The 26,080-nt window shown below is 41.5% G+C and carries 27 protein-coding genes and 1 other RNA gene; 6 read left to right on the top strand and 22 right to left on the bottom strand.

Going from position 1 to position 26,080, the window contains the following annotated elements:
- Positions 1 to 16: 16 nt before the first annotated feature.
- The 8 genes from hisZ to V6C21_RS05890 all read right to left on the bottom strand — a co-directional run bounded on the left by hisZ (position 17) and on the right by V6C21_RS05890 (position 7,242).
- Complete coding sequence (hisZ, locus tag V6C21_RS05925; protein ID WP_034835710.1) at positions 17 to 1,216, bottom strand: ATP phosphoribosyltransferase regulatory subunit; 1,200 nt, start codon at positions 1,214 to 1,216, stop codon at positions 17 to 19.
- Between the two features lie 180 nt (positions 1,217 to 1,396).
- The gene (locus V6C21_RS05920) at positions 1,397 to 2,242 is read right to left on the bottom strand and encodes a GNAT family N-acetyltransferase (protein WP_045085474.1); all 846 of its coding nucleotides are present in this window, start codon (positions 2,240 to 2,242) and stop codon (positions 1,397 to 1,399) included.
- Positions 2,239 to 3,141 (bottom strand): DUF2156 domain-containing protein, encoded by a 903-nt coding sequence (locus tag V6C21_RS05915; protein WP_034835705.1) that lies wholly within the window; start codon positions 3,139 to 3,141, stop codon positions 2,239 to 2,241. The genes V6C21_RS05920 and V6C21_RS05915 overlap by 4 nt, the downstream gene beginning before the upstream one ends.
- On the bottom strand, positions 3,135 to 3,737 hold the full coding sequence (locus V6C21_RS05910; RefSeq protein WP_034835702.1) for a nucleoside/nucleotide kinase family protein: 603 nt from the start codon (positions 3,735 to 3,737) through the stop codon (positions 3,135 to 3,137). Before V6C21_RS05910 ends, V6C21_RS05915 begins: the two co-directional genes overlap by 7 nt.
- A 4-nt stretch (positions 3,738 to 3,741) precedes the next feature.
- Positions 3,742 to 4,530 (bottom strand): FAD-dependent thymidylate synthase, encoded by a 789-nt coding sequence (gene thyX, locus V6C21_RS05905; RefSeq protein ID WP_034835699.1) that lies wholly within the window; start codon positions 4,528 to 4,530, stop codon positions 3,742 to 3,744.
- Positions 4,531 to 4,570: 40 nt separating this feature from the next.
- Positions 4,571 to 5,299: a WecB/TagA/CpsF family glycosyltransferase gene (locus V6C21_RS05900; RefSeq protein WP_034835696.1), complete on the bottom strand. Its 729-nt coding sequence runs from the start codon at positions 5,297 to 5,299 to the stop codon at positions 4,571 to 4,573.
- 20 nt (positions 5,300 to 5,319) lie between these two features.
- Positions 5,320 to 6,276, bottom strand: coding sequence for a lysylphosphatidylglycerol synthase transmembrane domain-containing protein (locus V6C21_RS05895; RefSeq protein WP_479268568.1), 957 nt, complete (start codon positions 6,274 to 6,276; stop codon positions 5,320 to 5,322).
- 249 nt (positions 6,277 to 6,525) lie between these two features.
- Entirely contained in the window at positions 6,526 to 7,242 is a 717-nt protein-coding gene (locus V6C21_RS05890; RefSeq protein WP_052659858.1) for a hypothetical protein, read from the bottom strand.
- 124 nt (positions 7,243 to 7,366) lie between these two features.
- Here V6C21_RS05890 and V6C21_RS05885 point away from each other — a divergent pair, with 124 nt between their 5' ends.
- A complete protein-coding gene (locus V6C21_RS05885; protein WP_034835694.1) occupies positions 7,367 to 7,606 on the top strand; it encodes a hypothetical protein in 240 nt (79 codons plus the stop codon).
- A gap of 72 nt (positions 7,607 to 7,678) precedes the next feature.
- Here the strand turns inward: V6C21_RS05885 and V6C21_RS05880 are convergent, their stop codons facing one another.
- A complete protein-coding gene (locus V6C21_RS05880) occupies positions 7,679 to 7,903 on the bottom strand; it encodes a hypothetical protein (protein WP_034835693.1) in 225 nt (74 codons plus the stop codon).
- Positions 7,904 to 8,020: 117 nt separating this feature from the next.
- Here V6C21_RS05880 and V6C21_RS05875 point away from each other — a divergent pair, with 117 nt between their 5' ends.
- Entirely contained in the window at positions 8,021 to 9,535 is a 1,515-nt protein-coding gene (locus V6C21_RS05875) for a recombinase family protein (RefSeq protein WP_479268567.1), read from the top strand.
- A 390-nt stretch (positions 9,536 to 9,925) separates the two neighbouring features.
- On the opposite strand, the gene V6C21_RS05870 is transcribed toward V6C21_RS05875, so the two are convergent.
- From V6C21_RS05870 to V6C21_RS05845, 6 genes are all read right to left on the bottom strand, one after another.
- A complete protein-coding gene (locus V6C21_RS05870) occupies positions 9,926 to 12,295 on the bottom strand; it encodes a UvrD-helicase domain-containing protein (protein ID WP_034835691.1) in 2,370 nt (789 codons plus the stop codon).
- Between the two features lie 230 nt (positions 12,296 to 12,525).
- Positions 12,526 to 13,272 (bottom strand): sigma-70 family RNA polymerase sigma factor, encoded by a 747-nt coding sequence (locus V6C21_RS05865; protein WP_084228732.1) that lies wholly within the window; start codon positions 13,270 to 13,272, stop codon positions 12,526 to 12,528.
- A 1-nt stretch (position 13,273) separates the two neighbouring features.
- Positions 13,274 to 13,723: an anti-sigma F factor gene (gene spoIIAB, locus V6C21_RS05860; RefSeq protein WP_034835688.1), complete on the bottom strand. Its 450-nt coding sequence runs from the start codon at positions 13,721 to 13,723 to the stop codon at positions 13,274 to 13,276.
- Positions 13,724 to 13,809: 86 nt separating this feature from the next.
- Complete coding sequence (locus tag V6C21_RS05855) at positions 13,810 to 14,145, bottom strand: STAS domain-containing protein (RefSeq protein ID WP_479268566.1); 336 nt, start codon at positions 14,143 to 14,145, stop codon at positions 13,810 to 13,812.
- A 185-nt stretch (positions 14,146 to 14,330) separates the two neighbouring features.
- Positions 14,331 to 15,611, bottom strand: a complete 1,281-nt coding sequence (locus V6C21_RS05850; protein ID WP_479268565.1) for a bifunctional folylpolyglutamate synthase/dihydrofolate synthase — start codon at positions 15,609 to 15,611, stop codon at positions 14,331 to 14,333.
- A gap of 10 nt (positions 15,612 to 15,621) precedes the next feature.
- Positions 15,622 to 16,029: a bacteriohemerythrin gene (locus V6C21_RS05845; protein ID WP_034835683.1), complete on the bottom strand. Its 408-nt coding sequence runs from the start codon at positions 16,027 to 16,029 to the stop codon at positions 15,622 to 15,624.
- Positions 16,030 to 16,253: 224 nt separating this feature from the next.
- On the opposite strand from V6C21_RS05845, the gene V6C21_RS05840 reads away from it, so the two are divergent.
- From V6C21_RS05840 to V6C21_RS05825, 4 genes are all read left to right on the top strand, one after another.
- Complete coding sequence (locus V6C21_RS05840) at positions 16,254 to 16,577, top strand: DUF1292 domain-containing protein (RefSeq protein WP_479268564.1); 324 nt, start codon at positions 16,254 to 16,256, stop codon at positions 16,575 to 16,577.
- Between the two features lie 129 nt (positions 16,578 to 16,706).
- Positions 16,707 to 16,910, top strand: a non-coding RNA gene (gene ssrS / locus V6C21_RS05835) — 6S RNA.
- 147 nt (positions 16,911 to 17,057) lie between these two features.
- Positions 17,058 to 17,420, top strand: a complete 363-nt coding sequence (locus V6C21_RS05830) for a sulfite exporter TauE/SafE family protein (RefSeq protein ID WP_034835678.1) — start codon at positions 17,058 to 17,060, stop codon at positions 17,418 to 17,420.
- A 4-nt stretch (positions 17,421 to 17,424) separates the two neighbouring features.
- Complete coding sequence (locus V6C21_RS05825; protein WP_479268563.1) at positions 17,425 to 17,838, top strand: sulfite exporter TauE/SafE family protein; 414 nt, start codon at positions 17,425 to 17,427, stop codon at positions 17,836 to 17,838.
- Between the two features lie 16 nt (positions 17,839 to 17,854).
- On the opposite strand, the gene ruvX is transcribed toward V6C21_RS05825, so the two are convergent.
- The 7 genes from ruvX to pyrF form a co-directional block, all read right to left on the bottom strand.
- Entirely contained in the window at positions 17,855 to 18,277 is a 423-nt protein-coding gene (ruvX, locus tag V6C21_RS05820; RefSeq protein WP_034835672.1) for a Holliday junction resolvase RuvX, read from the bottom strand.
- Between the two features lie 4 nt (positions 18,278 to 18,281).
- On the bottom strand, positions 18,282 to 18,953 hold the full coding sequence (locus V6C21_RS05815) for a histidine phosphatase family protein (RefSeq protein WP_034835670.1): 672 nt from the start codon (positions 18,951 to 18,953) through the stop codon (positions 18,282 to 18,284).
- A 36-nt stretch (positions 18,954 to 18,989) separates the two neighbouring features.
- A complete protein-coding gene (locus V6C21_RS05810) occupies positions 18,990 to 19,922 on the bottom strand; it encodes a dihydroorotate dehydrogenase (RefSeq protein ID WP_479268562.1) in 933 nt (310 codons plus the stop codon).
- Between the two features lie 42 nt (positions 19,923 to 19,964).
- The gene (locus V6C21_RS05805) at positions 19,965 to 20,729 is read right to left on the bottom strand and encodes a dihydroorotate dehydrogenase electron transfer subunit (RefSeq protein WP_034835664.1); all 765 of its coding nucleotides are present in this window, start codon (positions 20,727 to 20,729) and stop codon (positions 19,965 to 19,967) included.
- Between the two features lie 86 nt (positions 20,730 to 20,815).
- Positions 20,816 to 24,007 carry a carbamoyl-phosphate synthase large subunit gene (gene carB / locus V6C21_RS05800; protein WP_034835662.1) on the bottom strand — a complete coding sequence of 1,064 codons (3,192 nt, stop codon included), beginning with the start codon at positions 24,005 to 24,007 and terminating at the stop codon, positions 20,816 to 20,818.
- A gap of 5 nt (positions 24,008 to 24,012) precedes the next feature.
- The gene (locus V6C21_RS05795) at positions 24,013 to 25,104 is read right to left on the bottom strand and encodes a carbamoyl phosphate synthase small subunit (RefSeq protein ID WP_479268561.1); all 1,092 of its coding nucleotides are present in this window, start codon (positions 25,102 to 25,104) and stop codon (positions 24,013 to 24,015) included.
- Positions 25,105 to 25,161: 57 nt separating this feature from the next.
- Positions 25,162 to 26,079, bottom strand: coding sequence for an orotidine-5'-phosphate decarboxylase (gene pyrF / locus V6C21_RS05790; protein ID WP_479268560.1), 918 nt, complete (start codon positions 26,077 to 26,079; stop codon positions 25,162 to 25,164).
- Position 26,080 lies beyond the last annotated feature (1 nt).

Genomic DNA, 26,080 nt, shown 5'->3' with positions numbered 1-26,080 from the left:
AAACGCCTCCTTTAACCTATTGCAAATATTCTGATTGTATGGAAACACTATTTTTCTCAACTGAAACAATATCAATGCGCGATATACCTCTGATTTTTGCATAGTTTCGTGTTTCTTCAATTGAATCGAAACCACTCATTTCGCATATAAGGCCGGATGAAGTCAGCGTTTCCATATGCTCAAAAGCCGCCTTTGCATTCTTGGCGTCATAATATATTATAACATCTGGATTGTTGTTCTTCTGATTTAAATTAACACAGCGGGCAATTGCTTCTGTATTAACACCAAACCCAGTAGCAGCCATTTCAGCTCCAAAAGATTCTGCAAGACAGTCGTATCTTCCGCCAGAAAGGACATAATCACCTGAATTTTGAATATAGCCGCGGAAGATAACTCCGGTATAGTAATCTATCTGCTGTACCAAACCGAGGTCAATCAATACTTTGTCCTTATATCCCATCTTGCACAACGCGTCATAAATAGAGCGAAGGTACTTAATTGTGTCCAATGCAGCCTCATTAGGCGCGATTTCAATAGCCCTGTCCAGAACTTCCTCCCCGCCAAAAAGACGCGGCAGCTCGTTTAATGCATATCCTGACTTGTTGTCATTTTCTTTGAGTATATCCGTCAGAGCCGCATAATTTTTCGATTCTATGTATAAGCGGATCTGTTCTTTTTCTTCATCGGAGCATTTAAGCCCATCAATTATTGCTTTAAAATATCCGATATGTCCAATTTCAATCCTGAATTCGCCGGTAACACATTTCAGCGTGTCTATCGCAGTCGCAATCACCTCAAGATCCGCTTTAATGCCTCGAAGCCCGAGAAGTTCAATACCGCATTGCGGTATCTCATCCTTTCGGCCGGACAATGACGGGTTTATTCTGAAAACATTTTGGTTATAAAACAGTCTTAGAGGGGGCTGGAAACCTTTTAGCTTTGTTGCGGCAACTCTCATTACAGGCATTGTATTATCGGGCCTAAGCGCAATAATTCTGCCCTTGCTATCGATTAATTTATACATCATTTCCTGCGGTATGGCATTGGCCTTGCCCGTAAATACATCATAGAATTCAAATGACGGAGTTATGACCTCATTAAATCCGCGTGTTTTAAAAAGCTCAGTCATGCGATTTTGCACTTCACGCAGAGATTCACACTCCTTAAAAAGTAAATCGCAAGTGCCTTCTGGTACCATTTTGCCGTAACGCGTCACTAATAAATCCCCCTAAGTTCATTGTTTAACATATTAGTATTTTAGCATGCTAAATTATAAAAGTCAACAAAAATTCAAATATACAAACTAACTTTGTATATTTGAATTGATTTCAATTAATATATTAAATTTTATTGTCAAAACTGACATAACTGTCGGACAACCCTGCGCCTCTTAAAATCAATCGAGCATAAGATTGACATAAGGCTTTTCTTTAATAATGTTGCAATTTTCAGGGATAGATAAGGGCTTTATCATGCCGTATTTAGCCGTTATTGTCGGAAACGGATATTCTGCATATGGAGCAAGCAAAAAACTATATTTTAAACTATCATATTTATCAAGCAAAGCAGCGGTAACATCTTCAAATCTGCCGCATGCTTCCTTGACTTCTATTACATCCTCTTTCTTACGCGCCATGACATAGCCGCCGCTGAAATTGATTATCTCGCCGCCAACAAAGTTCCATTCTCTTAAAGCATAATTAAGTTCCTGCTCTCTCCATTGGATAGAGGGCAAAAAATGCTCTCGGCGCTTTTCAATAGGACTTTTGCCGGTATTATCGGGAATTATCTGCTCTGACTTTAATCCCATTAAGTCATTTCTGCTAAGTATTGCTCGTTTTATACTAAAAGCTGCAATATAACCGAGCTTTGCGTAATACTGGTATAAGCTATCACTTGCCGGCAGCAAAAATGTAAACATGCAGCCATGTGCCGCGGCCTCGTCATTCGCAGCAGCGATGAGCTTTGACATAATGCCACGCCGCTGATACTCTAGCAACGTCGCCGCAGCATAAATATACATGACCGGTTTCCCATTTAATTCTTTGTTTTTTGAAGTATAATCCGCTGTCCGCAGGTGCAGCATGGCGACAGCATGTCCATTATCGTCCCAGACAAGGCATTTTTCAGGATCAAAACTGTGGTCAAGGAAAAAATCTATATATTCTTTGCTGTCGCCAAAACAAGCACGCCATATATTGAAGATATCTGAGCGCTCATTACGATATGCGTGTCTTATCATAGAGTGGCTCCGTCTTTTAACACCGCGTAATTCTTTTCAAGCAGTATTGCCGGGTGGTACGACAATTTTGCTTTGCGAAGCCCTTCGTCACCTGCGTCATCTTCACGGTTAATATAAACGAAATCTTGGCAGTTATGAGCTGCAAATTCCCTATTAATCATGGTATAGGCACCTTCAACGTCACTGAAAGCTTTTTCAATATGGACAATATACGTATCATTGCAAAGTTTCTGTCCCATTGAAAACGCCACTACCCGTCCTTCAAGGTAAAGGACGCCACCGGACAAACCAAGATCAAAAAAGTGTTTGAAAGCTTGTTTGACAGCACAACTCTCGTTAAATAAACCGACATTATTCTTGCAGCCGTTAATTTTGCACCATTCGTCGCTCATTTCTTCACACAAAGATATATTGTCTTTTGTTATATCTTCGTATTTCCAATTACCCAATTTCTCAAAACGGGAAATATGGTTGCGTTTAGAGTGAAATTTACGGCCTGCTAAGGTAATTAAATCTGAAGCATTGTAGATATAATCAAAAGAACTACGTACAGGCGTGTATTCAAATACTCCCGGAAAATATTCTTCAATTTCCTCTTTCATCTCCGGGGTTATACATGCGAGCCTAAACTCATCGCCTTCTTCTAATGCTTGTCTATATATTTTTCTAAGCGCACTTTTGATGTCACCACTCCCCGCGGGAAAAAGGTAATATCTCTTATCATCGCTTAAATATCTTATAAACATAAAGTCGTTTTCAAATGCTATCTCGGTATTATATATCTTTCTCCAAAGAAAAAGATCACCGAAACAAAATTCGCAAAGGCGATAGTTCAGCGGATAAAGTATTTTGTCGGCTAACTGCTTGTCCTCAATTTGCAATTCTCTGAATTTTAACATACTGACCTCTCATTACCTTTTTGTAAAATGAATTTTTTTATATCATTGGCACATTTTTCAGCATCAATGTTTTGAAATCTGTAAATGATGCCAGATTCAATAAGCTTCTTTTCACTAAAATCCTCACTGTCTGCAAGGAATCGTCTGCACAGCTCATTATAATCAGGCGAACGCTGCTCCCTTTCCCTCATTATTGAACGAATGAGCCGTTCGCTGTCTTCAACCTCTAAATAGAGCGGAACAACGGAGTTGCCATAATATTTTTTTAGGGCATTATAGCCCTCTAAAGTTTCAATGGTGAGGTAATCTCCGTTTTCCAAATTGACTTTTCCGTCGTCAACTGTGCAGTAATACCACACACCTTTTACAGTGTTATATTTGCGCATTTCTATTATTTTACCCTCGGCTTTTAACCTCATAAGTTCTTCAGGTGTAATAAAGTTATATTCGACACCGTCTGTTTCATGTTCACGCCGCGGTCTTGTAGTATATGTTATTACCGGAGAAAGCCGGAGACTTTTATCATTCATTAATAATTTAAAAATAGTATCTTTGCCGGAACCGCTTTTCCCCAACAAGCAATAAAGTTTGCCCATGATTTTACCTCGACTTTGGAATATTTGCGCCTTTTTTTAGCATTTCAAACTTCTTCCGTACTTCCTCCGCCTTGCCGCACGACATCTTTCCCTCGCGACAGCTTCCGCATACGCAGGCAGGACCAGCATTTTCAAACACATGCGGCGCAACGGCATAGACGAGTTTGAACATTTCCTGGGCAAGATTCCTTATCTCCCACTGAGCACGGTTACAGCAGCGCAATGCAAAGAAGTTCATCAGGCTGCGGCAATTCATCGTCATCATAATTTTAGTAGTGCAGGCATTGGGAAGCACAAAGCGCGCATCCTCTATTGCTGCTTTCTCAGCAGCAGAATTTGCTGCCTTTTCGGACATGCCTTCACTTAAAAACCGTTTCAAGTTCTTTTCTTTAAGTATCGCAGTTATTTTTTCATAATGGCGCTGGTCCTCTTCCATGGCAGCAATGTATTCCCTTTTCGCCTCTTCGTCATCAGCAATCTGCGGCGGAATAACATATTCAAACATATTTTCACGCACATAGCGCTGGCTTTGTACGCTGAAAGACGCAATACGGTGTCTTGTTATCTGAGCCAGAAGCGACCTTGAAACGCCTTCAATGCCAAAAGTAAATGAAGCGTGTTCCATAACGCTCATATGACCAAGATTGGATAGCATTTCAACATATGAAGCGGTTTTTTCTGCGTCGAGACCATCCATAATATCGTCAACGCTGCTTCTTGAGTAGCAGAATTTTGCACCGGCAGCAATAAGTTTCTCAGGATCCGGTGTATATCCTAAAAGTTCGACTTTCATTAATCAATTCTTCCTTCCAATTAGTATTTTCGACGTTTATTCATTCTTTTCGAGATGTAATTTTCCAGAATACGGCCCTTATTATGTAGGCAGGCAATTTCATCATACGGCCGATTCTTGTTGGCTGTTTTAAGAGTCTGTAAAACCATTCGAGATTATGGTTTATAAAAAAATCAGGCGCACGTTTCGCTTCACCGGCAAAAATATCAACGCCGCCTCCGATCCCCATCATCACGGCGTTTACCCTTTTATAATTATTATACATAAAAATCTCCTGACGTGGGTAACCAAGCGCCACAAAAACAATGTCGGGATCTGCGTTATTTATTAAGCTGATTACTTCCTCATCATCTTTAAAATAACCGTGGTGAGTTCCTGCAATTACAATTCCAGGATACATTGCCGATATATTTTCCGCTGCCCTTTCACTCACGCCAGGCTTTGCACCTAATAAATAAAGACGTTTTCTTGTTTTCGACATGATCAAAAGCAGCTCTTTAGCTGTATCAACGCCAGTTACTCGGCATTTTAACGGTCTACCCAATATTTTTGAAGCCATTATGACGCCTGCACCGTCAGGCAATATAAAATCTGCATTTTCGACAGCCGTCTTTAATTCTTTGTTTTTAAAACAAGTTTCGGCAATTTCTGCATTCGGAGTTACAACATACCCCCTTGCATTACTACACGCAAATTCATATATATCTTTTGCAGCCTTAGCTACTGTGGTATTGTCATATTGTATGCCAAGAATATTGCATTTTTCCATTGAGCCACCAACTTAACATCCTATTTTTTGTAGCCGAAGGCCCGCCACGAGGAATTGCGCGAAAATAAGAGTGATTCGGTTCTATTTCTATGAATAAAGAAGCGTATATAAAGTATTATACCCAGCGGGACAATTCCGACATATTGAATTATGTGAAGCACAAGGCCAGCCGCCTTAGCCGGTATGGTAGCTATTCCAAGTTCGGCAAGCCCCACTATTACAGACCATTCAAAAACTCCAAGATTTCCAGGAGAAGAAGGAATGAGGCAGGCAATATTCATCCCTGCAAAGGCTCCGAACGACAGTTGAATAGAATGTAAGGGGCCATACCCAATCGCGATAAACCCGACCCAAATGGATAAGAGCATAATTATCCACGAAAGAAAAACCCATTTTAACATATTTAAAGTGTCTTTATTGAAGTATGAAATTACTTCCACGCGTGTTTTTGGAATCGCCAGGAAAATGATAAATAAAAGAGCACATAAGGTTAAAAAACCGTAAACGGCTATTTTAAGGGTACTGACAAATGTCGGATTTTTAAAATCAGCAATATATACAGCAAGAACACTGAGAAGCAATATCACGCCAATATCAGCCATACCGGGAATAAACGCAAGTTTTGCCCTTTTTGCAGCGCTGTATCTTTTAGGGAAAACAGCAAGTCTTATGCCCTCACCTGCCCGAAACGGCAGCACCATATTTGCTGCATTTCCAACTGCAACTATCTGCCATGCATCTATTATTGACATATCCTTATCTATTCCATACGGATAAACAAGCGCCCTAACAAATGTTGCAAATCCGAAAATAATCGCGGAAGCGCATACAAGCCACCAGTTGATTCTTTCTGTAGAGAGGTCGGAGGGATTTAAGCCGCTCAAAGCTGCCATAAAGAAGTAGAAAGCTACTGCTGTGATGATTACGCCGCCGATGATCTTAAGTCGCTTTATGTTGTCTTTTTTGCGGCTTTTCACGACCACTTTCTACGTCACCTCAACTTATCAATTCTCCTATAATATTCTAATTTATTATATCGTGTTCGTAAATAGTATACCAACGTTTTTTTTGAAATTTCAAATCATTCAATATTTTATAACAAAAAATTCAATGTACCCACTTTCAGGTAAAATAATGAAAATAACCAATAAAAAACCGGCTGTATTAACACAGCCGGTTTATATTTAATGTACTTTACGTTAACTCTTATGTATTTATTAGTGTTATCAGTGTTCACGGTCTGAATCTCCGCATCCGCATCCTTGACTGCCAGTACCATGCTCATTGAAGCGAGGCGGGAAGAATTCATCAATTGGGAATTTGATGTTTTTGAACAGATCGCATGGATCACTGCTTGAAGTGACACACTCTTTATCCGGAATGCAGAAGTCGTAAGCAGGAATGAGCATCTGGACATTGCGCTCAAGCTTAACTATAGAGAACAGTCCCAAAGTCACAAGTACGAGTTTGAGTGGAACAACACAACCGAAGCTTCCTTCAAGCTTTTCTGAGAACATTTCTGGAATCTGTGCGCCTTCTGCCGGAGTATCGGCGTCAACAAGCCTTGCTGCAAGGAATACCGGATCTACGGCCTCAACAACCGCTTTCGGCAAGTCATTGTAATGACAGCTTTCGTTGTTTACATTTTCATGGTCTGATGTAAATACCTTTACATTTCCTTCACTGCCAAACAGAATTACTCGTTTGTTAAAAACAGCTATACCTGAAACAATGCATGGCTTTCTGCCTGTTCTGCCGCATGGTCTGTCAAATACCTCAACAGAAACATCAAAGCAGAATGTCATGTCTACGGAATAAAATCCCCGGTTAAACTGTACCGGCTCAACATCTACGTAAACATTTGCTAATTCAGCGGAGCGGCTTTTTACTGCAAATGCGTTATTTACAATTGTTTGATTTTCGTCGTTAAAATATACCCTCAAATCTTCAAGACAGTCCTTATCACAGTAATGTGCACGTTATATATCCGACTACAATACAATACCCATTTTTTCACTGATTTTATTTTATCTTTATGGTTAAAATAAAATCAGGAAGGATGATATTATGAACATAAAAAAAGAAAAAAAGGAAAATAGACGCGGCTATCCGCCGTATGATGATGATAAGTTCTATGATGTGGAACAAGTAATTTCTGCACATGACTATACTGGGTCAATACCAACACCGCCAAAAAACGAATATGAGGCTGAATCATATTCGGACATGCTTAATATACCTGAACCCAAGGGTGAAGTTGATAACGGATTTCAACGGGTTCGCCCTCAGGACACAAATCGTAAATAAAAAAGTATACTTTATTTCTTGCACATTAATTGCAAAAGCTTGCCGACTATATGGCAAGCTTTTTAATATAGCTTATTTGCTTTGTGGCTTATTGAAATTGGTCCGAGCCGCAATTTGCCTGTTTATATCTATCATTGTCCTTATTTGCTTTTTTGTCAGCCTCTCGTCCGATTTTCGTATCAGTATCTTCGGGCCGTCTTGAAATTCTTTAACAGAATCATAAAGTGCAGCTTTCAGAAAAGGGTGTTTCAACCCCGCATTTTCTTCCTCGGAAATATCCAAAGGATAATCATTCATCGAAACCACCTCTATAGAACTTATGAGGCGGAACAAGTCCATTTTGACAAGTTAAATCTATTTTAAATAGCTTTTACATAGTTTTTTATAGAGTCATAAACAATCGAGGTGAAGCCGATGGACAGTAGATTTTTTGAACGCGTCGCGATGTACCTTAGAAAATCACGGGCGGAGGAAGGTGAAGAGACGGAAGTTGTCTTGGCAAAACATAGAGCCCAGCTGAGCCGCTATGCCGCCAAACATAAGATTAACGTGGTCAAAATTTACGAAGAAGTTGTCAGCGGTGACAGTCTTTTTTCAAGGCCGCAAATGTTACAATTACTAAATGATATAGAAAATCAAGAATACACCGGCGTTTTATGTATGGATATTGACAGGCTCGGACGCGGAAATATGAAGGAACAGGGGCTTATTCTTGAAACATTTAAAAATTCCTCAACGGCAATTATAACGCCCGAGAAAATCTATGACCTTAATAATGAGCTTGATGAAACGCAAAGTGAATTTAAAACTTTTATGGCTCGTCAGGAACTTAAAATGATTAAGAAACGTTTAAGCCGCGGGCTTCATCTTACAATTGAAAAAGGCGGGTATGTTTCGAATATTCCTTTTGGGTACAAAAGAGGTTATAAAAATAAAGTTCCGACGCTTGTCCCTGACCCGGAGGAATCAAAATATGTTCAGATGATTTTCAGCCTTTACAACGAGGGTTACGGGTGCCAGGAAATATGCAACAGGCTTAACATGCTCGGTGTCAGGCCGCGCCGCTCGGATATGTTCAGCCGCAGCAGCGTAAGAAAGATACTGACAAACCCAGTTTACATTGGGAAAATAGTGTGGGGGCAGAAAAAACATATAACAACTAAGAGTTTCAACGGGAGAAAACGAATTGTAGACAATCCGAAAGAAAACTGGCTCGTAATTGACGGGCTACATCAACCCATTATAGACGATGAAACCTTTGAAACGGCAAATGCTTTGCTTCAAGGGAAAAGGCATCCGCCTTACCGAGTCGGCGGCGTAATAATGAACCCTTTTTCTGGGCTGCTCTTTTGCCGACGGTGCGGCCGCGCTATGACAAGACGAGCCTTTGGCAAAAACAAAGCCGAATACTTACTTTGCCCAACTACCGGATGCATGAAATCTTCACGCCTTGAAAATATTGAGCATACGCTTATCGGCGTACTAATTGAACAGCTTAATACTTTGTCGCTGCAAGACGAAAACTGCTCGACAGACTGCCACCGTATAAATGATATTAATATTCTCGAAAACCTTAAAGCGAGAGAGAAAAAACTCCAAAAACAGCGCAATCGGTTATATGACCTGCTCGAACAGGGTATTTATACAACTGAAATTTTTGATGAGCGAAATAATATTTTAACTGAACAACTCAATAAGCTCTCAGCAGAGATCAAAACCCTTGAAGAAAAGCAAAAAAGAAAAATCAATCAAAATGACTTATCAAATATAAAAATTACACATTTGCTTCAGGAATACTGGAACGGGACTCCAGAGGAAAAGAATAAGCTCCTTAAATGTGTAATTAAAAAAGCATTTTATTATAAAGCCAAAAACGCAGGTCCGAACGATTACATAATAGAAGTTGAACTGCGCGATGTGCTGGCTTAACCTGCCCATTTACATACAACATGATCATTACTGTTCGCTGCAAGAATCATATACCCTCGCAACATCTATGCATACGGCTTCTTTGAAGGTCTGATGGCCGCTCGCGTTCGCTGCAGAAACATTTTTGTCCACCATAAATATCCTCCTAAAGTAGTGATAAAGGTAAACCCGGGCACAGCCTATTTAGATTGACCTTTCAGTATGGAATTCACACTAATATATTATGAGGGATATTTTTTATTGTGCATACGCTTGTTTTTCTTTAAAATTATTTTTTAAGCCGGTTAGTAAATATTATGAAGTGGACATTCGCAGCGTTCATAGTTTTTGAAAATAAAAATTAAAAACCGGATGCCTTGCTTAAACTCACAAGGCAGCCGGCATAATTTTTTACGCTCTCTTAAGTTTTGCGAAGTTCGCCATAATCTTTTTAGTGCCGAACCGTTCAAAAGCAATTTCAAGCAGCATATCGTTGCCCATCGCTTTGGCTGAGAGAACAATTCCCTTTCCAAAGGTATCATGCACAACGATATCTCCTGCTTGATACTTTTCCTCAGTGTGAGCAGCTTTTTGCCCTATTCCTAAACCGCCTGTCTGAATTGTTTGCTTTCCAAATTGTCCTTTGGCAGGTTTAAAAGCGTTAAAAATCTGCTCACGGCTGCTTGTATGCTCATTAACATAAATCTCTGGTATCTCGTCAATAAACCTTGAACGGCGGTGATAAACGGTTTTCCCAAAAATCATACGACTTCTTGCATACGAAAAGTTCAGTTTTTCTTTTGCCCTGGTTATGGCAACATATGCAAGCCGCCTTTCCTCCTCCATTTCTTCCGGGAAAGAAAGTGCCGCCTGATTTGGGAATATACCGTCTTCCATGCCTGCAATGTAAACTATCGGGAATTCCAGTCCCTTGGCCGAATGTACTGTCATTAGTACGACTGTATCTGCATTCTCGTCGTAATTATCAAGGTCGGTCATTAATGATGTTTCTTCCAGAAATCCTGAAAGTGTTGGCTCATCCTGATTCTTTTCATAATCGGCAGCGTTTGATATCAGCGTATTGAGGTTCTGTATTCGTTCCTCAGAATCGCTGCTTTTATCGGATTCCAGTTCAGCCAGATATCCGCTCTTTTCAATTACCTCCGTTATCAACTCATGAGGTGCAATCACTTTTGAAGCTGAGCGCATTTCCTCAAAAAAGTTAATAAGGCTTTTTATTTTTACCGCTTTTCTCGAGAAACATTCAAACTCATCGCAGCGTTTAAATACCTCATAAAGACTGATACCGTATCTATCAGAAATTTCATGCGCAGCCTCAAGTGTTGCGTTGCCTATGCCGCGCTTTGGCACATTTACTATGCGCTCAAAATGCAGGTCGTCATCTTTGTTATTTATAACGCAAAGATACGCGAGAATATCTTTTATCTCCATGCGCTCATAAAACCTGAAACCGCCTATGATTCGGTACGGAATACCGCGGCTTACAAGGGCCTTCTCAATCGCACCAGACTGTGCGTTCATGCGGTAAAGAATAGCATGGTCGGAAAATTTGGCGCCGTTTTTCACGTTTTCGAGTATGGAATTTGATATATATTGCGATTCAGAGGATTCATCCTCGAATTCGTTAATATCTATTTTTTCTCCTGTCCCGTTCTTGGTCCATAAAGTCTTGCCTTTTCTGCCCTTATTGTTTGCGATTACTTCATTTGCAGCATTCAATATTGTTGAGGTCGAACGATAGTTTTGCTCTAGTTTTATAACTTTCGCATCCGGGTACTGTTTTTCAAAACTCAGGATATTCTCGATCGTCGCACCACGAAAACGATAGATACTCTGGTCATCGTCACCGACAACGCAGATATTGCGGTGTTTGTCGGCAAGCAGGCTGACAAGCCTGTATTGGGCATGATTTGTGTCCTGATATTCGTCGACAAGTATGTACTTGAATCTGTGCTGATAATATTCAAGTACATCCGGTCTTTTTTCAAAGAGCTTAACTGTCAGCATTATCATATCATCGAAATCAAGAGCGTTTGCGCGCCTTAACGCCTGCTGATATTTTTCATATATCTTTGCTATCATATCCATGCGGGAATCGTTTGAAGAGATACTCGCAAATTCTTTTGGGTCAAGGCACTTCTCTTTTGCACGGCTGATTGTCGGTAGGACAACCTTTGAGGCAAAACTTTTCTCATCTTTCACGTCTTTTACAAATTGACGGATCAACTTGACTGAATCATCAGTATCATAAATTGTGAACGAGCCTGTATAGCCCATATCAAGTTTGTCTATGTCGCGGCGAAGTATCCGTGAGCAGGCAGAATGGAATGTGCATGCCCATATATCCCGGGCATCATCCCCCAGCATTGAGGATAATCTTTCTTTGAGCTCGTTTGCTGCTTTATTTGTAAAGGTAATAGCCATTACACTCCATGCGGGTACTTTCCCGACGGAAAGCAGACGGCTCAGGCGTTCTTCGGAAAAGCGTTTATTTTTAAGGCAGTCTCGCAGATAATCAAGCGTTTCGTTATTGACGTCATATTCTATTTTTTCGCTTTCATAAGCGTTGCCATATTTTAAAATACAAGCAATTCTATTAACAAGCACAGTTGTTTTTCCGCTGCCTGCACCTGCCAAAATCAACAGCGGACCTTTCGTATGAAATACAGCTTGGCGCTGCATATCATTCAATCTTGAAAAATCCGCTTCCATAATTTCTTTACGCAATTTAATGAACTCTGTATTTATATTCTCCGGCATTAAATCATCCACCCGAATTTTATTATGCCAGAATCTGCATAAGACAGCGCTGAATATTATATTTGCAGCTCATGCCATTTTACTTATAAATTCAGCGCTTAATCTATCTTACTTTTAATCCTGACGACTCTATTATTTTATTACGAATCAGCATTAAAATCAATGTGTTGTAATTCCTATCCATATGCCAAATAAAAACGGGTGTAACATCACATTGGATGTTCACCCGCCTACTCACTAAGTTTTATTTTAAGTGCTTTCAATATTTTTTTCTCACGCCTTGACACTTGGACTTGTGTCATATGCAGGATTTCTGCAGTTTGCGACTGAGTCTTATTTTGAAAATATCTTAGAATAATAAGTTGCCTGTCTTTTACATCAAGATGCCCTAATGCATCTTTTAGCATCAGCCTATCAACAAGCGCGTCTTCTCCAGATTCCACTGGTATATCCGCTTGAATATCTTCGCCGTCTTCGTCAACTGTCAAAGAAACTGGAGCTGCACAGGCTTCCAGCGCTTGTGCAGTTTCTGCCGGATCCATCCCCAATTCAGACGAGATTTCTCCGATAGTTGGCTCTCTGCCAAGCTTCAAAGACAGCTTTTCACGGGTCCTAACTGCCTTAAGGGATTGTTCTTTTAGTGTCCTGCTGACCTTGATTGGTCCATCGTCTCTGAACAATCGCCTCATTTCACCCATTATGACGGGAACAGCATATGTTGAAAACTGAACGCCTCGGCTTAAATCAAAACCAAGAACAGCTTTAACAAGCCCCATACATCCGGCCTGATATAGGTCGTCATATTCGATGCCCCGTCCTGCAAAGCGGCGGGCAGCCGCGTGAACAAGACCCAAATTGCGTTCTATTACAGCCGTTTGTGCCGCAGAATCACCATTGGTCGCTCTTTTTAATAACTCATAATATTCTTTTGAAGTGCCGCCTTTCTGGGTCTTTGGAAAACTTTCAGTAATAGGCATTTTAAGTCCCCCGCGCCACCGATTTTTTGCCGAGCTTTTTTTCCATTATGACCGTAGTGCCGAAACCGGGCCGAGACTTAACTCTTAGTCGGTCGGTAAAGCTCTGCATAACGGTGAAACCAAGACCGGCTCTCTCTCCTCCTTCGCTGGATGTATACATAGGCTCCATAGCTTTCTTGATATCTTCGATACCACAGCCTTTGTCTTTTACTGATATTGTTACTTTGTTGTTTTCATAGATTTTCACCGTTATGTAAATCTCGCCAATGCTATCTTTATATGCGTGCACAATGCAGTTTGTAACGGCCTCGGATACTGCTGTCTTTATGTCGGCTAATTCATCTAACGTGGGGTCAAGTTGCGCAATAAACGCCGCGACGGCAACTCTTGCAAAACTTTCATTTGCCGACCGGCTTAAAAAACTCACTTTCATTGTATTTAGTGGCTTCATATTGTTTCAGTCCCCCGCTTTAAAAATATAAACGTCTATTTCAAATATGTGATGATATGGATACTTTACTTTGTAGTTGAAATAAATTATTCAAAATCAGCAAGCCTGTCTAATCCAGCGAGCCTCATCACCTTTTTGATATGCATTGATGCGTTTCTGACAACAAGTTTTCCTTTCAGCAATTGCATCATTCTGTATCGTCCCATTACAAGACCGATACCGGAGCTGTCCATAAATGTTACATTCTTAAAATCTAATATCAGCAATTTAGGGCTCATTCTTTCGATATTCTCATCAATTTTTTCTCTGATTGATTTTGCCGAGTGGTGATCAAGTTCTCCCTCCAGATATGCTATTACTTTCCCGTCATCATTTTCAATTCTTACAGACATTGAATTGTTCTGAGTATTTTTGATTTCCAAATTATATCACTTCTCACTTTGTAATATTATTGCAGTTCAGGTATACTGCAGCAATAATCAACTTGAGAACTGCTGTATTAGTTAATCAAGAGGCAAAAAATAAATCCTCTACCCTTATAAGGATAGAGGATTTGCCAATATATTACACGCAAAAATTGTCGAACCCAAAATATTTTATTAAATAATCATTTTAAATCTTTATCTATATGCTGTAATACTATGTTTCTCATAGTGGAGGCAAGATAAAGCGACCCACAGATAATCACAGGAGAACCGTTTGACAACTCCAATGCCTTTTTGAAAGCCAGCATGTGATCATCACATGCAATGGTATCATGGCAATATTTCTTTACGATATCTGCAAGCTGATTATGGTCAAGCGCTCTTGGGTTATCAGGTTTAACAGTTATAACGGACTTTGCCAACGGCGCTAATATTGCCGCTGCTTTTTCATACTCTTTATCCCGGAGCATGCCGATAATAATAACCGGTTTTTCTCTAAGATAACGGTTTATATAGTCAGCAAGAGCTTCAGCACCGTTCACATTATGTGCTCCGTCGAGTATAACCAGCGGAGAGCGGCTAAGTATCTCCAGCCTTGCAGGAAACCTAACCGAAGCCATACCTTCCGCTATTTTATCGTTAGGAATATCAATGCCTTGTCTTGACAGAGCCTTTAGTGTTTCATACGCAGTTATGAAATTTGCAATCTGGTGTCTTCCGGGGAGCGGAATGTGGATATTGGTACCTCCGTAATTTATGTCGGTACCGTCAATTCTCTCTTTGATTATTTTTACCGATGAAAGGTTTGGCAGAATAAGCGTATTGCTGCGTTCCGCGCAAGATGACATAATCGTTTCCAGGACTTCTGGCTTTTGGTTTGGAGCTGAAACAGTAATGCCTCCGTCCTTTATTATTCCGCATTTTTCATAGGCGATTTTATGGAGGGTATCACCTAATATTTTCATGTGGTCGTACGAAATCAATGTAATAACTGATACAAGAGGCTTTTTTATAATATTAGTTGCGTCAAACCGCCCACCTAAACCGACCTCAAGGACAACTATATCACAGTTTTGCTTCTTAAAATAATCGAAAGCAAGTGCCGTAATTATTTCAAATTCTGTAAGCTGATCGTCCGACTTTTCAATAAAGCATTTCAGATATTCAACTTCTTCTGCAAGGTCAGAATGTGAAATGTATTTTCCGTTTATCTGAATCCGTTCACAAAATTCTGTTACATAGGGAGATATGAAAAGTCCGGTTTTAAAGCCGGACTTTGTCAGCACAGAAGAAACAGCTTTTGAAACCGAGCCTTTTCCGTTAGTTCCTGCAACATGGATATACCGAAGATCATCCTGAGGGTTACCAATTGACTCAAGGAGATTTCGTATACGGCTAAGCCCCGGTTTTGAGCCAAACCTTAATGTTGCTTCTATATACTTTACAGCACTGTCGTATGTCATTACAACATCCTTATACATTACTATTTTTTTGCATTATGTAAAGACCAATCTTTTTGTCTTCACGGGATATATGATTAATAAGCCAGTCAGTTACAAAATTGTTAAAGTCGGCGACTAATGCTATATTTGGTCCTTCGTCGCTCAACCGCTTGCTGTACTCATTAACCTTTTCAACAAAGTTAGCATGATATGTGCGGTGGTTTTGATAATCTGGATACCCACATTCTCTTTGAAGTTTTTCTTCATCGGAGAAATGTGTATTTATATAGTTCCTCATGAATTCAAGTGTCTCTGCTATCTTTTTGCGTCCCATGCCCTTGCTGCAAGCGTCGAAAAGCTCGTTGACGGCATTTATCAACGATTTGTGTTCTGTGTCAATAAGCTCAACTCCTACTGATAAATCTTCAGTCCACTTCATTATTATTCCCTCTTTTACAAATTTATATATTTAACCTTTTATAGTTTAATTTTTCGATTATTATTATACCATAATTAATCAATATTGTAAAATTCTTTTCCTCCTAAAAAATTTGTTATTGACTTATAATAGAACAGGATTTAAAATTATAACACGTTGAATGTTCAATATGGATAACATGTCAGTTACGGAATATTATGACGCTCTCTTAAGGAGGGACTTATATGGGGCGTGAACCTGATGGTACTCTGATTACCCTACTGGACGAAAACGGCGAAGAAAAAGAGTTTGAACACCTCGCATCATTGGAATACGAAGGTTCAACTTATGTTGCTTTGATTCCTGCATTTCAAAAACCGGAAGAGTTAGTTGAAAGCGACGGCAATTTAGTAATTCTAAAAATTGAATCTGACGATAAAGGCGAAGATATTCTCGTAACTGTCGATGACGACGATGAATTTTATACAGTTTCAAAGAAGTTTGAAAAAATGCTTGAAAACGAATATGAAATAATTGATGACCAAGATGAGACAAACGACGTAGAATAATAGTAACAGAACATTTTTTAGCGTTGTTATTCTTACTGTTTTGTCCAATATATAGAATTTTCAAGTTCTTGATTGCGTTTTTTGTTGAAATTGTATATAATAATAGCAGATAAAGTTAATTCATTTGATTTTGCCCTGCTTGGCTCGTGATTCAACGGCAAATATAACCCTACAAGCATCTGATAAGGGAATCTTTCTCCCTTGGTGGATTGCAGACCTCCCAACACAGCTTCGACTGTTGTTGGACGAAGGGAGCGTGAAGCCAAGGGGACGATACCCACCTGCAATTAAGGCAGGTTATTATGCGCCGCAACACGACCCGGCGGGGAAACCTTTCATTAGTTTTATATAGCCGGCAGTTATAACTGCCGGCTATTTTATTTTCTTTTTAATTCACTGGGATTTTGACGACAGACCTTTGGTATTTGAATAATATACATCCATACGGCAACCATAAAATAGTCAGGAGGCTGTCTTGAAATGAAATTTAAGATTAAGAATTTGAAAGGTTCTCTGCCCGGTTTCATTGCAGGTATATTAAATGGGCTGCTGGGCGCCGGCGGCGGTATGGTTGTTGTGCCAATGCTTGAAAAAAGCGGTATTGAACCTAATAAATCACATGCTACATCGATAGCCGTTATAGTACCCTTGTGTATCCTTAGCGCAATATTATATCTTGCCGGAAACAACCTCAGCTATTACGACGTTTTGCCTTATCTGCCAGCTGGTTTAATCGGGGCGTTTATCGGCGCAAAAGTCTTACCGCATATCCCTGGAAACATTCTTCGCCGCATTTTTGGAGCTTTTATGCTTTATTCTGCATGGCGGCTACTTATGGGTTAATATTATGCAGATCCTTATCGATTCGCTCATAGGCTTTTCAGCAGGGTTTATCGGTTCACTGGGTCTTGGCGGCGGCGGTGTACTGGTCATGTTTTTGACCGTTTTTATGAACGTCGGACAGCTTAAAGCTCAGGGAATAAACCTGTTATTCTTTATACCTGTAGGCGTTTTTTCGCTTATAATGCACACTAAAAAAAGACTGGTCGAGTGGAAAGTTGCTCTACCAGCCATAATTTTCGGTCTTTTGGGTGCTGCCGCGGGGTGTTTTGCCGCTGGATACCTGGGTGCTCGTGTAATTCGAAAAATTTTCGGTTTTATGCTCCTGATCTTAGGCGTTTTTGAACTGTTTTTTCCGCACAAAGAAAAATATAAAACAACAAATCGAAAAGAGCACAAAAATAAAGAACCTTCAAGATAACCCTATTTATGTTAATTTACACATTGGTATTTCTTAGATAATCAAGATAATCCTGAAGGATAATAGCTGCGGCGGCTGCGTCAATGTTATTCTTTCGTTTTTTGCCGCGGGTATCTGTTGCATTCATATAAACTGCGGCCGACATTGTCGTGCACCTCTCATCCCACAGCTTGACAGGTACGCCTGTTGCAGCCTCAAGACGCTTCGCAAACCGCTTGGATTTTTCCGCCCGTTCACCGATAGTGCCATTCATATTTTTCGGATAACCTACAACAATCTGCCCGACAGAATATTCAGCAGCTAACTTTGCTGCCTTTTTTATGGTTTCATTAAATGAGGTCTCTTTTATTACACAAACCGGCGATGCAAGAAATCCGGCCTCATCGGAAACAGCGATACCAGTTCTCGCGTCGCCAAAATCTACCCCCATAATACGCATTAAATTATACACCTTTCTTCTTTAATTCCTGCCACCACTTTTGTTTTGGAAGTGTTGATGTTTCTTCGTCAAGATGTGACGCGTCATTAAGGCTGATTACTTTTACATTTAACGAGTCATCGAATTCAAATGTGCTTATTGATGTATTTTCAAACCAATCCATCTCGTTTAGTCTTTCAATCGGTAAACCGCTTGCACGGCATGCAAAGTTGCGGATTGCACATCCGTGAGACGCTACGAGGATTCTTTTGCCCATGTTTTCTTTAATTATGTTTAGTATAGTGTTCCAAATGCGGTCATAAACGTGGCGCATTGACTCTCCGCCGACCGGTTCGAACAGCCAGGGCCTTTTTTCCCACGCTTCGTTTTCTTCTGGATATAGCTTAGGTATATCCTCCCATCTCTTACATTCCCAATGCCCGCCGTTTATTTCTATCAATCCCTCATCGGTCTTAATCGGCAGCCCATGATAAAAGTTGGCTGCCTGTGCAGTTTTTAATGCCCTTTTAAGCGGGCTTGAGTATACGGCGTCAATCTCAATATCTTTAAACCTTTCTTTTAATCGTTCAAGCTGACATGCCCCGTTCTTACTTATATCGGCATCAGTCACGCCGTGAAAGTATCGGTCTATGTTCCCCTGCGCCTCGGCATGGCGGACTAAATATAATTTTGTCATATAAGAGCACCTCCTGCCTTTTTAGGCGCAATAGAATTAGTATAATATGCCTGTTTCATAAGGCTGTACCTTGCCGCATATTTCAGAAACGCTGCCAATACCATTTTCTTCGAAATAGTTCTTTATTCCATCGCGGATTTTAATCATTGCAAATGGATCAGTAAAGGTTGCAGTACCCACCTGAACGGCGCATGCCCCCGCAAGGAACATTTCAATCGCGTCCTGCCACTTAGATATGCCTCCAATACCTATGACAGGTATATTCACGCGGCGGGCAGTCTGCCACACCATTCTCAAAGCTACCGGGAAAATCGCGGGTCCGGACAAGCCGCCAACGTTGTTTGAAAGAATAGGTTTTCGAGTTTTTATATCAATACGCATGCCAAGCAATGTGTTTATAAGCGAAACCGCGTCTGCCCCTTCTGCTTCAACAGCCTGCGCTATTGCGGCAATATCAGCTACCGCAGGAGAAAGTTTTACAATAAGGGGCTTTTTGCAATATTTTCTCACTTCGCGGGTAATATGAGCTGCACTTTCACAATCGGTTCCAAACGCTGCCCCGCCTTTTTTTACATTCGGGCAAGATATATTGAGTTCAATCATGTCGATATCTGTTTCAGAAAGGCGCTGCGCCATTTCGCAGTATTCACTAACAGTATTTCCTGCTATATTGCAAATAATTGTTGTGTCTTGTTTTCTCAAGAATGGCAGTTCATATTCAAGAAAATAATCTATACCGGGGTTTTGCAGGCCGACACAATTAAGCATACCCGACGGTGTTTCTGCGACGCGAGGAGGCGGATTGCCGTTCCTTTCTTCAAGCGTCATTCCTTTAAGCGAAATACCGCCAAGTTCCTTTAAATCAAATAGCTTTGAATATTCACGGCCGAATCCGAATGTCCCAGACGCTGCAATAACCGGATTTTTGAGCGTAACGCCGGCAATTTTTACTGATAAATCGGGTTGCAATATAAATATCCTCCCAATTCAATTAATATTTTTATTTAAACATTACCAAACTACCATTTTTGAATTAAAAACGGGGCCGTTCTTACAAACATGAAAGTATTTTTCAGTGCCTCCATATTTGACCTTGCATGCACATGAAAGACAGGCACCAACTCCGCAGGCCATACGCTCTTCCATCGAAACAAAGCAAGGGATATTTCTCTCCTCGCAGATTTTTGAAACCGCTTTCAGCATTGGTTTCGGCCCGCATGAAAAGACGACCGAGCAAGAATTGCTATTTAAATATTCGATAAACGGCTCAGTCACAAGGCAGTGTCTTCCCATAGTTCCATCGTCAGTGCAAATTGTTACATGCACGCCTGCCTTTTCAAAGTCTTTATTCAAAATAACTGCTTCAGCACTTCTAAACCCCAAAAAAGCCTCTGCATTGGAGCCGAAATGCTTTGCAGCATAAAGCAGTGGCGGGACTCCGATTCCACCACCGACAAATGCTGCAGATCTGTCAGGCTTCCCAAGCATAAAGCCGTTGCCTAATGGCCCGAGTATATTAATACTTTCTCCGACATTTTTCCAAGCAAGCCATTTTGTCCCTTCGCCGCGCTCTTCGAAAACAATTCGCAATGCTGTTCTGTCTGCATTAATGTCACAAATGCTTATAGGCCGGCGCAATGTGAAACCGTCGCATTTAATGTTTACGAACTGTCCGGCTTTGGCTTCCGCCGCTATTCCGGGACAGTTGATCCACATATCGTAGATACCTTTTGCTATATTCTTTTTATCGATGATTACACAATCCTCTGCAGTCATGCTTATTCTCCTACACATCCGAGTATATAACCGAACAAATTAAAACACAAGGGGCGATTTTCACCGCCCCTATTAGCTTACATTTATTATATCTTTGTTATATCGACAAGGTCAACATCTTTTATCGTTTTATCCATCTTCAGACACTCAATTAACGCGTTTGCAGTATCCAAAGATGTTAGACACGGTATTGAGCGTTCAACCGCCTTACGCCGAATCTTAACGCTGTCACGCTGCGGAATACGCCCCTTTGCCGAAGTTGATATTACATAGTCGATTTTTCCGCTTTCAAGCAGCGTCATAATGTTCGGTTCAGGCTCGTGAAGCTTTCTGACAGCATTTGCGGCAACCATATTGTTGTTGAGCGTCAAAGCTGTACCTGCTGTCGCGTAAATTGTATAGCCAAGCTTCGCAAACCCCTCAGCGATCGGGATAATCTCTTGCTTGTCTGTATCGCGCACAGAGATAAGAACTCCTCCGTGCTTTTTCATTTTGTATCCGGCAGCAGTAAGGCCCTTTAACAGCGCTTCATGGAATGTCTTCGCTATTCCAAGCACTTCGCCGGTCGACTTCATTTCAGGCCCTAACTGGGTGTCAAGGTCGTGAAGTTTCGCAAAACTGAATACAGGTACTTTAACGGCAACGTAATCGCCTTCCGGATGTAAGCCTGTTCCGTAGCCGAGGTCTTTTAATTTATAACCAAGCATGCAGCGTGTCGCAATATCGACCATTGGAACACCTGTGACCTTGCTGATATACGGTACAGTACGCGAGGAACGCGGATTTACTTCAATTACATAAACCTCATCGTTATAAACTACAAACTGAATGTTGATAAGGCCGACCACGTTCAGTGCCTTTGCGAGTTTTTCTGTGTAATCAATAATCGTATTCTTGATACGCTTAGAAAGTGTCTGAGCAGGATAAACAGATATTGAGTCGCCGGAATGGACTCCTGCCCTTTCAATATGTTCCATTATACCCGGAATAAGTATGTCCTCACCGTCGCAAATGGCGTCTACTTCGACTTCTTTTCCGTTTAAGTATTTATCAATAAGAACTGGATTCTCAATACCCTGGCTCGTGATAATTGCCATATATTCAGTTACATCTGCGTCACTATATGCTATTATCATATTTTGGCCGCCGAGAACGTAAGACGGGCGCAGCAAAACCGGGTAATGTAGACTGTTGGCAGCTTTCAGAGCTTCTTCGGTTGTGAAAACAGTATGTCCTGCCGGACGCGGGATATTGCATTTTTCAAGAATCTCATCAAAGCGCTCGCGGTCTTCGGCAGCGTCTATACTGTCTGCACTGGTCCCAAGGATGTTTACATCCATGTTCTTGAGCGATTTTGTGAGTTTAATCGCTGTCTGTCCGCCAAACTGAACTACAACGCCCCATGGCTTTTCCGTTTCAATAATGTTGTAAACATCCTCACCTGTAAGCGGGTCGAAATAAAGCCTGTCTGATGTATCAAAGTCTGTAGACACTGTTTCTGGGTTGTTGTTGGCGATTATCGCCTCGTAACCGCATTCTTTCAGCGCCCAGACGCAATGCACTGAGCAATAATCGAATTCTATACCCTGACCTATGCGTATCGGTCCTGAGCCGAAAACTATTACCTTTTTCTTATTTGTCTCATGCTCGGCAATATGGAGCGCCGCCTCGTTTTCCGCATCCCATGTCGAGTAGAAATAAGGGGTCTCCGCCGCGAATTCGGCCGCGCAGGTGTCAACCATTTTGTATGCCGCCTGAAGTTTCTTTGGAGGCTTTTGTCCCGACAGCGCTTCAATTGTCTTATCGAGGAATCCCATTTTCTTCGCCGCAATATACTTCTCTTCTGTAAGTTCACCTTTCGCAAGCGAAATTTCCATTTCAGCGAGGTTCTTAAGTTTATAGAGGAACCAGCGGTCTATCTTTGTAATATCGAAGATCTTATCGGGCGACATACCGCGCTTTAATGCCTGATAAACCGCGAAAATACGTTCGTCGTCCTGTTCATGCAGCTTCTTTTCAAGCGCTTCATCGTCAAGCTCTTCCATTTTCGGCATTGACATGGTGTCAAGCTTAAGCTCAATGGAACGTACGGCTTTCATCATGGCAAGTTCAAAGGTGTCGCCGATGGCCATTACCTCACCTGTTGCCTTCATCTGGGTTCCAAGCGTACGCTTTGCATAGACAAATTTATCAAAAGGCCATTTGGGGAATTTTACAACGCAGTAGTCAAGAGCGGGTTCAAAGCAGGCATAGGTTTTCCCTGTTACAGCGTTTTTGATCTCATCAAGGCTATAGCCAATCGCAATCTTCGCGGCAACTTTCGCTATCGGATAACCTGTCGCTTTAGAAGCCAGAGCTGATGAACGAGAAACACGGGGATTGACCTCGATTACAGCGTATTCAAAACTATCGGGATGGAGCGCAAACTGGACATTGCACCCGCCCTCTACGCCAAGGGCGGTGATGATGTTCAAGGCTGATGAGCGCAACATTTGGTAATCTTTATCAGACAGTGTCTGCGACGGCGCAACAACAATCGAGTCACCGGTATGGATACCGACAGGGTCGATATTTTCCATGTTACAGACTGTTATGACATTGCCTTTTGCGTCGCGCATTACCTCGTACTCAATCTCTTTCCAACCAGCAATGCACTTTTCGATAAGTACTTGATGTATCATTGAAAGGCGCAGGCCGTTTCCTGCAATCTCTTTAAGCTCAGCCTTGTTATTTGCAATACCGCCGCCGCTGCCGCCGAGAGTATAGGCTGGACGGACTATTACAGGATATCCTATTTTTTCGGCAAATGCCAACGCATCTTCAACGCTCTCGACAACTTCAGACGCTATGCATGGCTCACCAATTGACAGCATAGTATCCTTGAAGGCCTGCCTGTCCTCTGCTTTTCTTATGGTTTCGGGTTTTGTACCCAGCAGCCTTACACCGGCTTCTTTAAGGAAACCGCTGTTGGCAAGTTCCATCGCGAGATTAAGGCCGGTCTGACCGCCGAGGGTAGGCAGAATACTGTCCGGTTTTTCAAGCATTATTACCCTCTTGACAACTTCAGGGGTCAGAGGCTCTACATAGATTCTGTCCGCCATCATCTTGTCGGTCATAATCGTAGCAGGGTTCGAGTTTATAAGAACAACCTCAATACCCTCTTCCCGCAGAGCGCGGCAAGCCTGTGTTCCAGCGTAGTCAAATTCAGCAGCCTGACCGATAACTATTGGTCCGGAGCCTATTACAAGAACCTTTTTTATAGTAGGATCCTTCGGCATTTATATCAGCTCCTATCCTTCATAAGAGAAATAAATTCATCGAATAGATATCCGGTATCTTTCGGGCCGGGAGAAGCCTCTGGGTGGAACTGTACTGTAAACATGTGACCATTGTTGTAACGTACGCCTTCAACCGTTCCGTCATTAAGGTTAATGTGGCTGACGGTGCCAACACTTTTATCTATTGTGTCAGCAAGTACAGCATAACCGTGATTTTGGCTTGTTATATACGTTCTATCTTGATTCAAATCCTTAACCGGATGATTTGCACCCCTGTGACCGTATTTTAGCTTCGCTGTCTTTGCTCCGTTGGCCAGCGCTAAAAGCTGATGTCCAAGGCAGATACCGAAAATCGGTATATCGCTTTTTGATAGGACTTTAAGGTTTTCTACAGCCTCTTTGCATTCGGCAGGGTCGCCTGGTCCGTTTGACAACATAATGCCGTCAGGCGAGTCTTTTATTATCTCTTCAGGTGGAGTGAGCGCAGGATACACCGTTACGTCACACCCGCGCTTTAAGAGACTCCGCATAATGTTTATCTTATAGCCGTAATCAATAAGCGCCACTTTGTATTTGCCATTTTCAGCCTTTGCTTCAACCTTTTCCGGTACAGTAACCGTTTTGACTGCATCTTTAATTTTATAATTATTTATCTCTTTCAAAAGCTGCTCTTTGTTTTCAAGGCCCTTTTCGTCTGTTATTGCCCCGTTCATAACACCGTGCTCGCGGATTATTCTTGTAAGCCTGCGGGTGTCAAGTCCGCACAGGCCGATTATATTCTGTTTCTTTAAGAAGCTATCAAGATTTCCAGCACACCTAAAATTGCTGGGAGTATCACACTCTTCATGCACGATATAGCCATTTACCCAAGACTTTCTCGACTCAATATCGTCATCATTGACACCGTAATTGCCAATCAGCGGATAAGTCTGGGTTACAATCTGACCATAATATGAAGCGTCCGTTAAAATCTCCTCATAACCGGTCATGCTTGTATTAAAAACAATCTCCCCAACAGCGGTACCGCGTTTGCCTATTGAGCGACCCTCAAATATCGTCCCGTCGGCAAGCAGTAAATACGCTTTTTGCTCACACATTTTATTTACTCCTTTCACTTGCAGTGAAACTGTCTAAACTATATCTGATTAAAGAGTTTATATGTTTGCCAAAATATCATCTCTCATGCGGATAGCTTCCCGCCGTGCTACCAAGGCGTAGTCTTCTTCAGCACAGACTTGCTTCTTATATGCATACATTATTGAGCGGGAGGCATTAATTACAGCGCCAAGCCCGTCTTTATCAAAGGCTCCAGCTACATCCTTTGCACCGCCGCCCTGTGCCCCATATCCGGGGACAAGGAAGAATGTATGCGGCAGCTTTCGTCGCAGCTCGGAAAGTTGTTCCGGATATGTCGCGCCGACAACCGCTCCGACACCGTTGTAACCAAATTTGCCGGGGAGCTCTTCTCCCCATTTTTCACAAAGCTCGCCCATATATTCATATACAGTCATTCCTGACTCAAGTTTTTTGTCTTGAAGTTCACCTGACGAAGGATTTGATGTCTTAACCAAAACAAAAATGCCTTTGTCATTTTCTCTGCAAATTTTAATAAGCGGAGCTATACCGTCTTTTCCGAGATAACCGTTGACTGTCAGAGCATCAGCTCCAAAAGGTTCCGTTTCTGACGCGTTAATATTTACCGTTCCAAGATGCGCTGCCGCATAAGCCTCCATTGTCGAGCCTATGTCATTTCTCTTTCCGTCGGTTATGACAAACATGCCCTTTGATTTTGCGTATTTTATAGTCCGAGAAAGCGTTCTCATGCCCTGCCAGCCGTATTTTTCATAATAAGCGCATTGTATTTTGACGGCAGGAACTATATCGCAAAGCGCGTCGATAAGCCCGGTATTGAATTTGTAAAGCGCTTCTGCAGCCGCTTCAAGACTTTCGCCGTATTCCGCTACAGCCTCAGATTTTAGGAATTCAGGTATTTTATCAAAATCCGGATCAAGCCCGGCTACCGTTGGATTCCTAAGCTCTTTAATTTTTGTTATTAGCAAATCAAATGACATG

It is taken from the genome of [Clostridium] cellulosi, from assembly GCF_036762875.1.
In the GTDB taxonomy this organism is placed as follows: domain Bacteria; phylum Bacillota; class Clostridia; order Oscillospirales; family Ethanoligenentaceae; genus Ruminiclostridium_D; species Ruminiclostridium_D cellulosi.
Note: the sequence above shows the minus strand (reverse complement) of the source record. Positions and strands in the feature narration are given on the sequence as shown.

Bases quoted from the DNA above. Each gene is read 5' to 3' on its own strand.
- V6C21_RS05920 (WP_045085474.1), bottom strand. From the start codon at position 2,242: ATGATAAGACACGCATATCGTAATGAGCGCTCAGATATCTTCAATATA.
- V6C21_RS05915 (WP_034835705.1), bottom strand. From the start codon at position 3,141: ATGTTAAAATTCAGAGAATTGCAAATTGAGGACAAGCAGTTAGCCGAC.
- V6C21_RS05910 (WP_034835702.1), bottom strand. From the start codon at position 3,737: ATGGGCAAACTTTATTGCTTGTTGGGGAAAAGCGGTTCCGGCAAAGAT.
- thyX (WP_034835699.1), bottom strand. From the start codon at position 4,530: ATGAAAGTCGAACTTTTAGGATATACACCGGATCCTGAGAAACTTATT.
- V6C21_RS05900 (WP_034835696.1), bottom strand. From the start codon at position 5,299: ATGGAAAAATGCAATATTCTTGGCATACAATATGACAATACCACAGTA.
- V6C21_RS05885 (WP_034835694.1), top strand. From the start codon at position 7,367: ATGAACATAAAAAAAGAAAAAAAGGAAAATAGACGCGGCTATCCGCCG.
- V6C21_RS05880 (WP_034835693.1), bottom strand. From the start codon at position 7,903: ATGAATGATTATCCTTTGGATATTTCCGAGGAAGAAAATGCGGGGTTG.
- V6C21_RS05875 (WP_479268567.1), top strand. From the start codon at position 8,021: ATGGACAGTAGATTTTTTGAACGCGTCGCGATGTACCTTAGAAAATCA.
- V6C21_RS05870 (WP_034835691.1), bottom strand. From the start codon at position 12,295: ATGCCGGAGAATATAAATACAGAGTTCATTAAATTGCGTAAAGAAATT.
- V6C21_RS05865 (WP_084228732.1), bottom strand. From the start codon at position 13,272: ATGCCTATTACTGAAAGTTTTCCAAAGACCCAGAAAGGCGGCACTTCA.
- spoIIAB (WP_034835688.1), bottom strand. From the start codon at position 13,723: ATGAAGCCACTAAATACAATGAAAGTGAGTTTTTTAAGCCGGTCGGCA.
- V6C21_RS05850 (WP_479268565.1), bottom strand. From the start codon at position 15,611: ATGACATACGACAGTGCTGTAAAGTATATAGAAGCAACATTAAGGTTT.
- V6C21_RS05845 (WP_034835683.1), bottom strand. From the start codon at position 16,029: ATGAAGTGGACTGAAGATTTATCAGTAGGAGTTGAGCTTATTGACACA.
- V6C21_RS05840 (WP_479268564.1), top strand. From the start codon at position 16,254: ATGGGGCGTGAACCTGATGGTACTCTGATTACCCTACTGGACGAAAAC.
- V6C21_RS05830 (WP_034835678.1), top strand. From the start codon at position 17,058: ATGAAATTTAAGATTAAGAATTTGAAAGGTTCTCTGCCCGGTTTCATT.
- V6C21_RS05825 (WP_479268563.1), top strand. From the start codon at position 17,425: ATGCAGATCCTTATCGATTCGCTCATAGGCTTTTCAGCAGGGTTTATC.
- ruvX (WP_034835672.1), bottom strand. From the start codon at position 18,277: ATGCGTATTATGGGGGTAGATTTTGGCGACGCGAGAACTGGTATCGCT.
- V6C21_RS05815 (WP_034835670.1), bottom strand. From the start codon at position 18,953: ATGACAAAATTATATTTAGTCCGCCATGCCGAGGCGCAGGGGAACATA.
- V6C21_RS05805 (WP_034835664.1), bottom strand. From the start codon at position 20,729: ATGACTGCAGAGGATTGTGTAATCATCGATAAAAAGAATATAGCAAAA.
- carB (WP_034835662.1), bottom strand. From the start codon at position 24,007: ATGCCGAAGGATCCTACTATAAAAAAGGTTCTTGTAATAGGCTCCGGA.
- V6C21_RS05795 (WP_479268561.1), bottom strand. From the start codon at position 25,104: ATGTGTGAGCAAAAAGCGTATTTACTGCTTGCCGACGGGACGATATTT.
- pyrF (WP_479268560.1), bottom strand. From the start codon at position 26,079: ATGTCATTTGATTTGCTAATAACAAAAATTAAAGAGCTTAGGAATCCA.